Here is a 12,728-nt window from a genome sequence, read left to right as displayed (position 1 = left end):
GTGCTATCAGGCGTGCAGAATGGCTGCAAAGCCGCGCCAATACTGTGTTTGCGCGTCCCTTAACTTATCTAACTTAACTACTCTAACTATTGATAAAGACCATCCACCACGATGGATAGGTTCTGAAAAGAAACACACCCGGTATCTTGAAGGGCAAAATCAGCCGAAAAACCCACTCGATCCGGCAAGGCAAAAACAGCCTGGTTTTCCAGATCGGAGGGCTGCGCCATGATCGTTGCCTTGCTCAACCAGAAAGGCGGGGTGGGCAAGACCACGCTTGCCACCCATATCGCGGGTGAGCTCGCGCTGCGCGGTCAGCAGGTGGTTTTGCTGGACGCCGACCCGCAGGGCTCATCCCTGGATTGGACGCAGCGCAGAAGTCAGCAAGGCTTACCACGGCTTTTCAGTGCTGTGGGTCTGGCCCGCGAAACACTGCATCAAGAAGCGCCAGAACTGGCCAGGCGGGCCGATCACGTCATCATCGACGGGCCGCCACGCATCGCCGCCCTGGCGCGCTCCGCGCTTCTGGCGGCTGAATACGTGCTGATTCCGGTACAGCCCAGCCCGTACGACATCTGGGCCAGTGCCGAGATGGTGGCGCTGATCCGCGAAGCGCAGATGTTCCGGCCCGTGTTGCGGGCTGCCTTTGTCATCAACCGGCGTGTTGGCACCACCATCATTGGCCGCGAAGCCCGGCAGTCGCTTGCTGAACAGCCGGTGCCGGCGCTGCGCGCCGAGGTTGGGCAGCGGATTGTCTTTGCCGATAGCGTCGCCGCCGGGCGGCTCGCCCGAGAGTCTGCACCCGACAGCGCGGCGGCGCGTGAAATCACCGAACTGGTTGATGAACTGCTGCGGTGGCCGACATGAGCACGAAACTCACACGGCCCAAGCGTGTCGGGATCGGCGCACGGCCGCCGGCGAATCCTCACGCTGAGGCGTGGATACGCCAGGGTGATGCCGCCACGGTGCAAAAAGCCGATCTCTACACCGCCCGCCTGACGCTCGACATCACGCCTGCATTGCGAGCGCGCATCAAAGTCTCGGCCTTCACGCAAGGCGTGACAGTGGCCGAACTGCTGCGCGGTATGCTGGAACGGGAGTTCCCGCCGGAGAACACGCCATGAACACACTCGTATCGTCTTCCAGGGTTCGCCTGGATAGCGTGGACAGGGTAGCGCCCGCAGTGCTTGCCGTTCCTCCGGCTCGTCAGCCGCTGACCCGCGTATCGCTCGCCTATATCGAAGCCCGTCTGAAGCTCTATTTGCGTTTCGGTGAACCGGCGCACACCGTTTCCCTTGATCATTGGCGGCGTTGCGCGGTGTTCCTACCCGCTTCTATGTTCTGCCGCATTCTCTGGCAGGCCAATGATTACGGCACCATTCGCTGGCAGTTGATGGTGATGCAGGCATGCACACCGCTGGACGCGTTGCAGCGCATCCCCGGCGTGCAGCCTGGGGCGCGTCTGCTTTTGAATGCCGAAGGGAAGCAGGCCGTGCAAAGCGTGCTGCATCGCATCGACGCCATTGAGGCGCTGGGGCTTGCGCCCGTCGCCGTCTCGCCCGCGTACTGGCGCACGCTCGCCAACCGGCTCGCCGCCCGTTTGCCCTTGCCTGATTACAACCTTGAGCGGCATGCGGCCTGGTTGGCTGGGAGGGGGCTGAAATGAGCCAGGTTCCGGCTTCCGACAGCGTGGCGGAGAAAGCCATTCATCCTCGTTTGGGCCTGTGCGCTCGCATCGCATGGGCTACGCTGTCTGCCCTCGGCCTAGCCGCGCTGGCCTGGGCGTCCTTTGTGCAGCCCGTGCCGCGTCTGGTTTACAACCCATCCGACAGCGTGCCAGTCGGCTGGTATCGCGTTGAACCGCTCCACCGCCATCTCGGTTATTTACCAGTGGGCAGCATTGTTCTGACCCAGCTACCCGCTGATGCGGCGGCACTTGCCGCCCGTCGCGGCTATCTCCCGGCCCGCGTTCCGCTGCTTAAACGTGTGGGCGCGGTCGCGCCGCAACACGTTTGCATCATAGGTGACCAGCTACGCATCGACGGCGTGCCGGTGGCCGCCGTATTGTCTGCGGATCGGTTGGGCCGGGCATTGTCGGTCTGGCAACCATGCCGACCGCTGGCCGATGGGGAGTTGTTTCTGCTGAGCGCCACCCATCCGGCATCGTTCGATAGCCGGTACTTCGGCCCGACCAGTGCGTCCGCCGTCATCGGCGTTGCGCATCCGGTCTTGCGTGGGAAACAGCCATGATGGGCGCTGATTCATTGCACGAATCTGTGCATGGGGTCGTGCTATCAGGCGTGTCGATCAGGCGTGTCGATCAGGCGGCCATCATCATGTCATTGCGCATGCAGTGTGGGTGGCGCTACGGCGTCCCTGACGCTGCATTTCATGTTCTCTCCGGCATGGCTATCCCGCATGCAATCGTTCCGCATTGCGCATGCTTGGCCTGCGGCTTTCGCCGTGCTCTGCGGTGTGCTGGCTGCCTACACCGCCGCGCTGCCATGCCGCCGGAGCCGGGAGCGTCAGCGACAGGCAAAGGCGGAAGGCAAGACAAAAGGGCGCGGCACCCAGCCGCCAGTAAAGCCAGTCTGCACGTGGGGGTGGCGCGGCACGATGCGGCTTCGCCGTCGTGCCGCTTGGGGCGCGTGGCCCGCGCCGATGCTGACATGTCCGCGTGCTTCGTACGCCAGGACACGCTATGACTTTCTGAGGGAACGGCAATGAGTGACCGCCGCGATGATGACTTCCGTACGCGCCCCAGCGCCCCGAAGAGCCGGGGCCAGGGCTTTGTGTCCAAGGTGCTCAAGCAGGTCGGCAAGGCGGGCGGGAAATCGGCGGTACGGCGGCCTGCGCTGACCAAAAGCCAAGGCCAGCGAGCGGGTCAACGTCCCGGTTCACGCCTGGGGCGCGGCCACACAGCGGCGCGTTTCGCGGGGGCATCACTCACACCATTTTCGCGGCGCGTCACCATCAAGACATTGTTGGTCAATCAGCGCCAGGCCAGCCCTCAGTCCTTGTCCCGACATTTACGATACGTTGAGCGTGATGGAGCGGGTCGAGATGGTGAGCCTGGTCGAGCTTACGGGCCGCAGGTAGATGAAGCCGATCTTGATGCCTTCAAGGAGCGCTGCGCCAATGACCGGCATCATTTCCGTTTCATCGTCTCGCCCGAGGATGGGGTCGAACTGGATGATTTACGCACCTATACCCGGCACCTGATGGGCCGCATGGAAGCAGACCTGGGTACACGGCTGGATTGGGCGGCGGTCGATCACTGGAATACCGATAACCCGCATACGCATGTCATCGTGCGCGGGCGCGATGACACAGGGCAAGACCTCATCATTGCGGGCGACTACATCGCCGACGGTTTCCGTCATCGTGCTTCAGAACTTGCAACGGAATGGCTGGGGCCGCGCACCGAACTGGAGATCCAGCAGACCATGCAGCGCGAGGTGGAGCAGGAACGCTGGACGAGCCTGGATCGCACCCTGCAACGGGAGATCAGCGACGATGGTCGGGTACATATCGCACGCTTCAATGAGCCAAAGCTGCAACGGCAGCGCCTGCTGTTGATCGGTCGCCTGCAACGCTTGCAGCGCATGGGGCTGGCCGATGAAATGCAGCCTGGCACCTGGGCCATTCATACCGATGCGGAAAAGACCCTGCGCGCCTTGGGCGAACGTGGCGACATCATCCGCACCATGCAGCGGGCCATGAGCGGACAGCAGCGTGACCTCGCGGTGTTCGAGCCGTCCGATGATGGCCGCACCATCGTCGGCCGCGTAGCTGCCAAAGGCTTGGCCGACGAATTGCGCGATAGGGGCTATCTGGTCATTGACGGCGTGGATGGCAAGGCCCACTATGTTGCACTCAATGCTCATGATGAACCAGCCAACTATCCCACGGGTGCCGTTGTAGAAGTGAAGGGTGCCGCCGACATTCGGGCCGCCGATCGTAAGATCATGACGCTGGCAAGCGATGGCTTGTACCGCACGGATCATCATCTGGCGATTGAGCAGGGTCAGACCAAGGCCGGGCGCGACCCTCGGGAAGTTGTCGCCTCTCATGTTCGACGCCTGGAAGCCCTGAGACGCGCCGGCATCGTGGAACGTGTGGCTGAAGGGCTTTGGAAAGTGCCGGGTGATCTGCCTGAACGTGGCCGCCAGTATGACGTGCAGCGCATGGGCGGTGTGGCAGTAGAGATGAAGTCGCACTTACCAATTGAGCGACAGGCCCACGTGATCGGTGCCACTTGGCTGGATCACCAATTGATTGGTGGCGGCAAGGGACTGGGCGACCTGGGCTTTGGCGGCGAAGCCAAGGACGCTTTGCAGCAGCGTGCCGACTTCCTGGCCGAACAGGGGCTGGCCGAGCGGCGCGGGCAGCGTGTGATCCTCGCCCGGAACCTGCTGGGCACGCTGCGCAATCGGGAACTGGCACAAGCCGCGAAGGACATTGCCGTCGATACTGGCCTGGAGCACCGCTCAGTGACGGACGGGCAGCGCGTGACCGGCATCTATCGGCGCTCGGTCATGCTGGCGAGCGGGCGCTACGCTATGCTTGATGACGGCATGGGGTTCAGCTTGGTGCCGTGGAAGCCGGTGATTGAGCAGCGGCTGGGGCAGCAGCTTGCCGCGACCATGCGCGGCAGCGGTGTGTCGTGGGAGATTGGGAGGCAGCGCGGGCCGTCGATGGGTTAGCCTGCCTATGCAGATTGCATTCGCAGATATCTTTCCTGTAGTTGAACGACAGCAGTGGTAGCCGCCATGATGTGTAGATAGCTGACCAGTAGCCCGCTTCATAGCGCTCAGCGACACAATGCGCGAAGCACGTTCGCGAGTTTCTTGACGGCAATTTCCATTTCGTGGGGGGCGTGAGCGGCGAACCCCATGAGGAAGCCAGCCTTGTGCCGACTCGACGCATGCAGCGCCGTCAGCCCCAGCAGGTCGATCCCAGCCCGGTGCGCTGATTCCACGGCCTCGCGCTCGGGGATGTCGCGGATGAATATGCAGGGCATCTGCATGCCCCCGGTCGGCACCCGTGGCTCCACGAATTCGGCCAGATGCTGGCGCACCAGCCGTGCCAGCACATCGCGCCGTTCGGCATAGACGGCACGCATAGTGCGCACATGCGCGCCGAAGTGGCCGCCTTCGATGAAACGCGCCAGCGTGAGTTGCGGAATCGGTGCGCTGTGTCCATCCAGCAGAGTACGGGCCACGGCCATGGGCGCCACCAGCGGTGACGGCAGCACCATGTAGCCGATGCGCAGGCCGGGGAACAGCGATTTGGTGAAGGTGCCGATGTAGATTGTCCGTTCGTGCGGGTCTAGCCCCTGCACGCAGGCGGTGGGTTTACCGTCGTAATGGAACTCACTGTCGTAGTCGTCTTCGATGATCCAGCTCTGATGTTGCCTGGCCCATTCAATGACGGCTAGCCGCCGGTCCAGCGCCAGTGTCGCCCCGGTTGGGAACTGATGCGACGGTGTCAGGAACACCGCCTTGGCCGAATCGCTGCTGTTCTTCGCCGCCTGATTCAGACGCTCCACCAGCATGCCATTGACATCGAGTGGCACGGGGATGCATTCCAGTCCGGCAGCGTCGAACGCTTTACGCGCCCCTTGATAGACCGGATCTTCAATAAAAATCTTATCACCAGAATCAAGCAGCACGTTGGCGCACAGCGTCATCGCCTGTTGCGAACTGGTCAGCACCAGTACGCGCTCGGGCGTGGCATGCGCTCCGCGTTCGAGACTGACGTAGTCGGCAATGGCGCGCCGTAATGGTTCCAGTCCTTGCGGATCGCTGTGCGTTAACGCCTGGGTTCCATACTCCTTGAGCACCTGTCGCCCGAGACGTTCCCAAGTCTGGAGGGGAAAGTTGCGCGTTTCCGGTACGCCTGGGGCGAATGGGCGTGGTGCAAGAAAGTCGCGCAGGCCGCCACCCTGGAACATAGTGCTGCCGCGCTGGCTGAGGCGCGGCGTTTCATTGCCGGTTCCCGTCTGCCGCGCCGTGCCACGCCCCGGCAGACGTTTCGCCTGTTCCGATACGAAGCTGCCGCTGCCAACACGCCGCTCGATGAAACCTTCCGCATGCAACTGGCTATAGGCCGACTCGACTGTATCGCGGGAAACGTTCAGCGACTTTGCCAGCGCACGCGAGGCGGGCAGCGGTTTGCCGACGTCCAGCGCGCCGTCGAGGATCAGTTGCCGGATGCCGCGCTGTATGCGTGCATACAGCGGCAAGGCGCTATGCGCAGGGTCGCCGATCCAGGCTTTGACGGACTCTAGTTGAGCGTGCCTAAACAATTGGTCTGTATTACCTTAAAAAAATGGTGGGGAATATCCATCCATTTTAAGGCTATAAATTTGTTTATCAACTGTGTCCATCCAATTGCTTTCAGGAGTAACTGTCAGGCCATGTCATCCGTCCCCTCATCTTCATCTGTTCGTTGGAGCGATCTCACCCATCCCGTTGTAGCCGGTTTGATCTCGGTCATCGTCAATTACGGCGGGACGTTCATCTTGGTATTCCAGGCCGCCAAGGTGGCCGGTCTTAGCCCAGATCTGACGGCCTCGTGGGTGTGGTCGATTTCCATCGGCGTGGGCGTTACGGGGATCATCCTGAGCTGGGTTTCCCGCGAACCAATCATCACGGCGTGGTCCACACCGGCCGCCGCTTTCCTCGTCACAGCGCTGGCGACCACGCCCTACGCGGAAGCAGTCGGCGCCTACCTGATCTCGGCTGCCGCCTTCGTGGTGCTTGGGCTGTCGGGTTGGTTCGAGCGGGTCATCCGCCTGATTCCGCCAGGCGTGGCAGCTGGGCTGCTGGCCGGCATCCTGCTCCAGTTCGGTATTGGTGCTTTTGGCAGCATGAGTATCGACCCGCTCCTGGCCGGGCTCTTGATTGTCTCCTATGTCGTGATCAAGCGCTTCACCGCGCGCTATGCAGTGGTGGGCATCCTGGTGCTGGGGCTGGCCTTCTTGCTTCTTCAGGATCGCGTCGATCTGTCGGGGCTGACCCTGAAACTGGCCGCGCCAGTCTTCACTATGCCTGCGTTTTCGCTCAACGCCTTGCTGAGCGTGGCGTTGCCGCTGTTTTTGATCACCCTGACCGGACAGTACATGCCCGGCATGCTGGTGCTGCGCAACGATGGCTTCAGAACCAGCGCCAACCCCATCGTGACCGTCACCGGGCTCGGTTCCCTGTTGATGGCGCCGTTCGGTTCGCACGCCTTCAACATCGCTGCGATCACAGCCGCCATCTGTACCGGCCGGGAGGCGCACGAAAACCCGGATAAACGTTGGATCGCTGGTATTGCCGCTGGCGTGTTCTACATCCTGGTCGGTGTGTTCGGGGTGACGCTGGCCGCTGTATTCATGGCTTTCCCTGCAACTTTCATCACCACGCTGGCGGGCCTGGCGCTGCTGGGCACCATCGGCGGCAGTCTCGCCAGCGCCATGGCCGATGCCAAAACCCGCGAAGCCTCATTGATTACCTTTTTGGCGGCAGCAGCCAACATTACCCTGCTGGGTATTGGCGGCGCATTCTGGGGGTTGGTGATCGGCTTGGTCGCTTATGCGGTGCTTAATGGCCGGTTGCCACAACGAGAATCAAAATCAGTCATGACTTCAATACCTGCCAATAAAGGGGTGAACTGATGCCAGTACCTTCCGACACACAGACTCATCACGACCAACACGGTCGGTATCCAGAAGCCGTTACTGTTGAAGACTTCCGGCGGAATCTGTTGGAAGTGCAAGCGCGTATCGAGGCGGCCTGCCATCGTGCTGGCCGTGATCCGGCAGCGGTGCGCTTGTTGCCCGTCAGCAAAACCAAGCCCGAGACCAGTCTGCGCATGGCTCATGCGGCGGGCTGCCGGATGCTGGGCGAGAATAAGGTGCAGGAAGCCTATCGCAAGTGGGAGTCCATGCAGGACTTGACCGACCTGCAATGGTCGGTCATCGGCCACCTGCAAACCAACAAGGCCAAACTCGTGGCGCGTTTCGCCGCTGAGTTCCAGGCGCTGGACAGCTTGCGTGTGGCCGAGGCGCTGGATCGTCGCCTGCAAGTCGAAGGACGTTCGCTGGAAGTGTTCGTGCAGGTCAACACCTCTGGCGAGGCAAGCAAATACGGCCTGGCTCCCGAGGGCGTGCCAGATTTTATCCAAGCACTGCCGTCGTTCTCGGCGCTGCGCGTGCGCGGTCTGATGACGCTTGCGCTGTTCTCCGGCGAGGTCGAGCGGGTGCGCCAGTGCTTCGTGTTGCTGCGTACCTTGCGTGATCGGCTGCGACAGAGTGCGCCCGTCGGTATTGGACTGGAAGAGTTGTCGATGGGCATGTCTGGCGATTTCGAGATCGCCATCGAGGAAGGTGCCACCGTGGTGCGCGTCGGACAGGCTATTTTCGGCGCCCGCGCTTTGCCGGACAGCCACTATTGGCCGAGTGAGGCACCAGGGAACAGCCATGACTGAAGAAGCCTCTTTATCGGCACTGCGTCCGCTGCGGCTGGAAGTGGTCTCGGTGCAGTCGCAAGTGGTCTATGGGCGGGTGGGAAACAATGTCGCGGTCCCGACCCTAGAGAGGTTGGGGTTGTCAGTGGCCGCTGTGCCCACAGTCGTGTTCAGCAACACGCCGCACTACCCGACGTTGCACGGCGGCGCGTTGCCCATCGAATGGTTCGATGGCTATTTGCGGGATCTTTTGGCGCGCGGAGCGCTGCATGCGCTTCGCGTCATCCTGGTTGGCTATCTCGGCAACCTCGCGCAGGCCCAAGCCTTGGCCCGTTGGGCGCGGGCTCTGCTGAAAGAACGTGCAGACCTGCGCATCGTGATCGACCCGGTGATGGGCGATCTCGACCACGGTATCTATGTCGATCCTAATCTGGTCGATGTCTACCGCCGAGACCTGTTGCCACTGGCCGATGGATTGACACCGAACGGCTTTGAGCTGGCACACCTGACCGGATTGGCGGTGAACGATGTCGAAAGCGTCGTCACCGCCGCCCGCACCTTACTGACGGGGCGCATCCAATGGGTCGCGGTGACCAGTGCCGTGCCCGATACCTGGGCGCAGGATGAGATGCAGGTGGTGCTTGTCACTCGTAAGCAAGCCGAGGTCATTACGCATCCGCGCATTCACGCCACGCCCAAGGGCACGGGCGATCTGTTCTGCGCCACCTTGACCGGACACTGGGTCAACGGGGTTGGCCTGCCAGAAGCCGTCGCCCAAGCGTGCCGCCAAGTCGTGCATGCGTTGCGTCATACAGAACAGGCGCAATGCGCCGAGCTGTTGCTGCCCTCGGGGGCGAACAGCTATGACAACGACGCAATATACGTGCGCGAATTTATATTCGCGTCCGCCAGTTCACATGCCGAATCAGATTTGAGGATTTTTCCATGAAGCCTGCCACTTCCCACCTGATGCGGGCCTATGCCCGTCAACCCGTTTCATTCGTTCGCGGCAGTGGCGCACTCTTGTGGGATGAACAGGGCGTGGAATACCTAGATGCCATCGCTGGTGTCGCGGTCACTAGCCTGGGCCATGCTCATCCCGAGATCGCCGCCGTCATCGCCGAGCAGGCTGGGATGCTGCTGCATACCTCCAACGTCTTTCGTATCGACTGGCAGGAACGGCTGGGCGAAAGTCTGTGTGCGTTGACAGGTATGAAAAGGGCTTTTTTCTGCAATTCGGGCGCCGAGGCCAACGAAGCCGCCCTCAAGCTGGCAAGACTGCACGCTCACCGCAAGCAGGTAGCACAGCCAATGATTCTCGTGATGGAGAATGGCTTTCATGGCCGCACCATCGCGACGCTTTCTGCCACCGGCAATCCCGCTAAGCAACAAGGCTTCGAGCCGCTGCTGCCCGGTTTCCTGCGGGTGCCCTACAACGACATCGAGGCGGTGCGCAGGGTAGCCGCGCAAGAGTCCGATATCGTGGCTGTACTGATCGAGCCGGTACAGGGTGAAGGCGGTATTCGGGTTGCCAGCGCCGACTACCTGCGCGAATTGCGTGCGCTTTGCGATCAGCACGGCTGGCTGCTGATGCTCGACGAGATTCAGGCGGGCATGGGCCGCACCGGTGCCTGGTTCGGACATCAGCACGCCGGTATCACTCCGGACGTAATGACCCTGGCGAAGGCGCTGGGCAATGGCTTTCCCATCGGCGCATGCTTGGCGCGTGGCGTGGCGGCCGACCTGTTCTCGCCCGGCCAGCATGGCTCGACCTTCGGTGGCAATCCGCTGGCCTGCCGGGTGGCTTGCACCGTGCTCGACATCATGGCGCGCGACCGGCTGCCGGAGCGGGCCGCCGTGTTGGGCGCCCGTTTGCTCGTGGGGTTACAGAACGCGCTGGGCGATCACCCGAACGTCACCGCCATCCGAGGGCAGGGTTTGATGGCGGGGATCGAGCTGGACAGACACTGCAAGGAATTAGTCGGGCGCGCCCTGGCCGAGCAGCGCCTGCTCATCACCGTGACCCGCGACACTACCATCCGGCTGTTGCCGCCTCTGGTCTGCGGCGAAGCGCAGATCGACGACATCGTAGTCCGCGTTGCCCGGCTGCTGTCACCGATCGTCTTGGATGGCGCAGCAACGGCGACCGAAGTTACGCGGCAGGAGCCAGTGCTATGACGCAGACACTGAAATACGACCAACCTGATGCTGAAGGCTTCTTTGGTTATTTCGGCGGAAGTTTCATTAGCGAGACTCTGGCACAGGCGGTCGAAGCATTGCACACGGCCTATCAGCGTTACCGTGCTGAACCCGCCTTCATTGCCGAATTCGAGGAGGAGCTGGCTGATTACGTCGGCCGTCCCTCGCCGGTTTACTACGCCCGACGCCTCAGCGAGGAAACGGGCGGCGCGCGCATTTTTCTCAAGCGCGAAGACCTCAATCACACCGGTGCTCACAAGATCAATAACGTAATCGGTCAGGCGATGCTGGCGCGGCGCATGGGTAAGCGACGCATCATCGCCGAGACCGGCGCGGGTCAGCACGGTGTTGCCACCGCGACGATCTGCGCCCGTTACGGCCTGGAATGCGTGGTCTATATGGGCAGCGAGGACATCGAGCGACAGCGCCCCAACGTCCAGCGCATGGTGCTGCTGGGCGCGACGGTGGTGCCGGTGACTTCCGGCTCGCGCACACTGAAGGACGCCATGAACGACGCGATCCGCGATTGGGTTACGAATGTCGATCACACCTTCTACCTGATTGGCTCGGTAGCCGGCATGCACCCCTACCCGACAATGGTGCGGGAATTTCATACCGTGATTGGTAAGGAGTGCATACTCCAGATCCCGGCGCTGTTCAAGCGCCTTGGCATGGCGAAACAACATCCCGATGCGGTAATCGCCTGCGTCGGTGGCGGTAGTAACGCTATTGGCATTTTCCACCCGTACATCGAACATGAGGCGGTGCGCCTGATCGGTGTCGAGGCGGCGGGGTTGGGGCTGGATACTGACCGACATGCCGCGTCGATCCAGTGTGGCAGTCCCGGCGTGCTGCACGGCAACCGCTCGCTCATCCTTCAGGACGACAACGGCCAAGTGCGGGAAACCCACAGCATTAGCGCCGGTCTGGACTACCCAGGTGTCGGGCCGGAACATGCCTGGCTGCATGAAATCGGTCGCGCCGAGTATGTTGGCGCCACCGACGACGAGGCATTGCACGCCTTTCATCTGCTGAGCCGTGTGGAAGGCATCATTCCCGCGCTGGAGGCCAGCCACGCCGTGGCCCATGCGGTCAAGCTGGCGGCTACGCTGCCCCAGGATCAAACCATTCTGGTCAACCTGTCCGGCCGGGGTGACAAGGATATGGAAACGGTAATGGCTCGGACGAACGCCATGGGAGGTCAGTCATGAGCCGACTTGATACGACCTTCCAGCGTCTGCGGCGGCAGGGGCGCAAAGCGCTGATCCCCTATGCCACCGCTGGCTACCCCAGCGTGGACATCACCCCGGCGCTGATGCATGTACTGGTCGAAGCCGGTGCCGACATCATTGAGCTGGGCGTGCCGTTCTCTGATCCCTCGGCTGATGGTCCGACCATTCAGGCCGCCAGTGAGTACGCCCTGCGTCAGGGCATCGGCCTGCCGCAGGTATTCGATCAGGTGCGACGCTTTCGCGAGTCGGACACCGACACGCCGGTGGTGCTGATGGGCTATGCCAACCCCATCGAACGCTACGACCTGCTGCGCCAGCCGGGAGCCTTCGCTGTGGACGCAGCCAGCGCGGGTGTAGATGGCGTGCTGGTGGTTGACTACCCGCCGGAAGTCTCCGGCGACCTCGCGGTGCAATTGCGCCGTCACGGCATTGACATGATTTTTCTGTTGGCCCCGACCTCCACCAAGCGGCGTATCCGGCAGGTCGCAATTCACGCCAGCGGCTACGTCTATTGCGTTTCCATTAAAGGCGTCACCGGCGCCAAGACGTTGGACATGACCCAGGTGCGTGACACGCTGGCGCGCGTTCGCCGCCATGTGCGCATTCCCGTCGGCGTCGGGTTCGGTATCCGCGACGCCTGCACGGCCAGAGAGGTCGCCCAGGTGGCCGATGCTGTCGTGATCGGCTCCTGGCTCATCGAAAGTTTGGCCAATAAGCCGGCTGCCGAGGCGCTGGCGGCGGCCAGCGACCTGATCCGCGATGTGCGTCGGCAACTGGACTTAGACGTGCCCGAGCCGGATCACGCCTTCAAACCTAAACATTCCAAAACATAGGACGAATACC

General features: G+C 62.1%; 13 protein-coding genes. 11 read left to right on the top strand and 2 right to left on the bottom strand.

The features are described 5' to 3' along the window. Window positions 1-86: 86 nt before the first annotated feature. Window positions 87-230, bottom strand: coding sequence for a hypothetical protein (locus H0A72_RS18395; RefSeq protein ID WP_180157934.1), 144 nt, complete (start codon window positions 228-230; stop codon window positions 87-89). Here H0A72_RS18395 and parA point away from each other — a divergent pair. The 5 genes from parA (at window position 229) to H0A72_RS18370 (ending at window position 4,706) form a co-directional block, all read left to right on the top strand. Then, window positions 229-867, top strand: a complete 639-nt coding sequence (parA, locus tag H0A72_RS18390; RefSeq protein WP_180157932.1) for a ParA family partition ATPase — start codon at window positions 229-231, stop codon at window positions 865-867. The genes H0A72_RS18395 and parA overlap by 2 nt on opposite strands. Then, a complete protein-coding gene (locus H0A72_RS18385) occupies window positions 864-1,124 on the top strand; it encodes a chromosome partitioning protein ParB (RefSeq protein WP_180157930.1) in 261 nt (86 codons plus the stop codon). The genes parA and H0A72_RS18385 overlap by 4 nt, the downstream gene beginning before the upstream one ends. Then, entirely contained in the window at window positions 1,121-1,666 is a 546-nt protein-coding gene (locus H0A72_RS18380; protein ID WP_180157928.1) for a DUF2840 domain-containing protein, read from the top strand. Before H0A72_RS18385 ends, H0A72_RS18380 begins: the two co-directional genes overlap by 4 nt. After that, a complete protein-coding gene (locus H0A72_RS18375; protein WP_180157926.1) occupies window positions 1,663-2,250 on the top strand; it encodes a S26 family signal peptidase in 588 nt (195 codons plus the stop codon). The genes H0A72_RS18380 and H0A72_RS18375 overlap by 4 nt, the downstream gene beginning before the upstream one ends. A gap of 473 nt (window positions 2,251-2,723) precedes the next feature. Further along, the gene (locus tag H0A72_RS18370; RefSeq protein WP_180157924.1) at window positions 2,724-4,706 is read left to right on the top strand and encodes a relaxase/mobilization nuclease and DUF3363 domain-containing protein; all 1,983 of its coding nucleotides are present in this window, start codon (window positions 2,724-2,726) and stop codon (window positions 4,704-4,706) included. A 107-nt stretch (window positions 4,707-4,813) separates the two neighbouring features. On the opposite strand, the gene pdxR is transcribed toward H0A72_RS18370, so the two are convergent. After that, window positions 4,814-6,310, bottom strand: a complete 1,497-nt coding sequence (gene pdxR, locus H0A72_RS18365; protein ID WP_180157922.1) for a MocR-like pyridoxine biosynthesis transcription factor PdxR — start codon at window positions 6,308-6,310, stop codon at window positions 4,814-4,816. Window positions 6,311-6,421: 111 nt separating this feature from the next. On the opposite strand from pdxR, the gene H0A72_RS18360 reads away from it, so the two are divergent. Genes H0A72_RS18360 through trpA form a run of 6 tightly spaced genes read left to right on the top strand, consistent with a single transcriptional unit; the run spans window position 6,422 to window position 12,718 of the window. Then, window positions 6,422-7,663: a benzoate/H(+) symporter BenE family transporter gene (locus H0A72_RS18360; protein WP_180157920.1), complete on the top strand. Its 1,242-nt coding sequence runs from the start codon at window positions 6,422-6,424 to the stop codon at window positions 7,661-7,663. Continuing rightward, on the top strand, window positions 7,663-8,475 hold the full coding sequence (locus tag H0A72_RS18355) for a YggS family pyridoxal phosphate-dependent enzyme (RefSeq protein ID WP_180066096.1): 813 nt from the start codon (window positions 7,663-7,665) through the stop codon (window positions 8,473-8,475). Before H0A72_RS18360 ends, H0A72_RS18355 begins: the two co-directional genes overlap by 1 nt. Continuing rightward, window positions 8,468-9,403, top strand: coding sequence for a pyridoxine/pyridoxal/pyridoxamine kinase (gene pdxK / locus H0A72_RS18350; protein ID WP_180066095.1), 936 nt, complete (start codon window positions 8,468-8,470; stop codon window positions 9,401-9,403). Before H0A72_RS18355 ends, pdxK begins: the two co-directional genes overlap by 8 nt. After that, entirely contained in the window at window positions 9,400-10,632 is a 1,233-nt protein-coding gene (locus H0A72_RS18345; RefSeq protein ID WP_180157918.1) for an aspartate aminotransferase family protein, read from the top strand. Before pdxK ends, H0A72_RS18345 begins: the two co-directional genes overlap by 4 nt. Then, a complete protein-coding gene (gene trpB / locus H0A72_RS18340) occupies window positions 10,629-11,864 on the top strand; it encodes a tryptophan synthase subunit beta (protein ID WP_180157916.1) in 1,236 nt (411 codons plus the stop codon). Before H0A72_RS18345 ends, trpB begins: the two co-directional genes overlap by 4 nt. Continuing rightward, window positions 11,861-12,718 carry a tryptophan synthase subunit alpha gene (gene trpA / locus H0A72_RS18335; RefSeq protein ID WP_180157914.1) on the top strand — a complete coding sequence of 286 codons (858 nt, stop codon included), beginning with the start codon at window positions 11,861-11,863 and terminating at the stop codon, window positions 12,716-12,718. The genes trpB and trpA overlap by 4 nt, the downstream gene beginning before the upstream one ends. Window positions 12,719-12,728: the final 10 nt, after the last annotated feature.

Origin of the sequence: Parapusillimonas granuli (assembly GCF_013416525.1) — a bacterium.
Taxonomy (GTDB): domain Bacteria; phylum Pseudomonadota; class Gammaproteobacteria; order Burkholderiales; family Burkholderiaceae_B; genus Parapusillimonas; species Parapusillimonas granuli.
The sequence above is the reverse complement of the archived record's forward strand: the minus strand, read 5'-3'. Positions and strand labels throughout refer to the sequence as shown.

What these genes read in the sequence shown, in the direction of transcription:
- parA (WP_180157932.1), top strand. Translation starts at nt 229, where the DNA reads ATGATCGTTGCCTTGCTCAACCAGAAAGGCGGGGTGGGCAAGACCACG.
- H0A72_RS18395 (WP_180157934.1), bottom strand. Translation starts at nt 230, where the DNA reads ATGGCGCAGCCCTCCGATCTGGAAAACCAGGCTGTTTTTGCCTTGCCG.
- H0A72_RS18385 (WP_180157930.1), top strand. Translation starts at nt 864, where the DNA reads ATGAGCACGAAACTCACACGGCCCAAGCGTGTCGGGATCGGCGCACGG.
- H0A72_RS18380 (WP_180157928.1), top strand. Translation starts at nt 1,121, where the DNA reads ATGAACACACTCGTATCGTCTTCCAGGGTTCGCCTGGATAGCGTGGAC.
- H0A72_RS18375 (WP_180157926.1), top strand. Translation starts at nt 1,663, where the DNA reads ATGAGCCAGGTTCCGGCTTCCGACAGCGTGGCGGAGAAAGCCATTCAT.
- H0A72_RS18370 (WP_180157924.1), top strand. Translation starts at nt 2,724, where the DNA reads ATGAGTGACCGCCGCGATGATGACTTCCGTACGCGCCCCAGCGCCCCG.
- H0A72_RS18360 (WP_180157920.1), top strand. Translation starts at nt 6,422, where the DNA reads ATGTCATCCGTCCCCTCATCTTCATCTGTTCGTTGGAGCGATCTCACC.
- H0A72_RS18355 (WP_180066096.1), top strand. Translation starts at nt 7,663, where the DNA reads ATGCCAGTACCTTCCGACACACAGACTCATCACGACCAACACGGTCGG.
- pdxK (WP_180066095.1), top strand. Translation starts at nt 8,468, where the DNA reads ATGACTGAAGAAGCCTCTTTATCGGCACTGCGTCCGCTGCGGCTGGAA.
- H0A72_RS18345 (WP_180157918.1), top strand. Translation starts at nt 9,400, where the DNA reads ATGAAGCCTGCCACTTCCCACCTGATGCGGGCCTATGCCCGTCAACCC.
- trpB (WP_180157916.1), top strand. Translation starts at nt 10,629, where the DNA reads ATGACGCAGACACTGAAATACGACCAACCTGATGCTGAAGGCTTCTTT.
- trpA (WP_180157914.1), top strand. Translation starts at nt 11,861, where the DNA reads ATGAGCCGACTTGATACGACCTTCCAGCGTCTGCGGCGGCAGGGGCGC.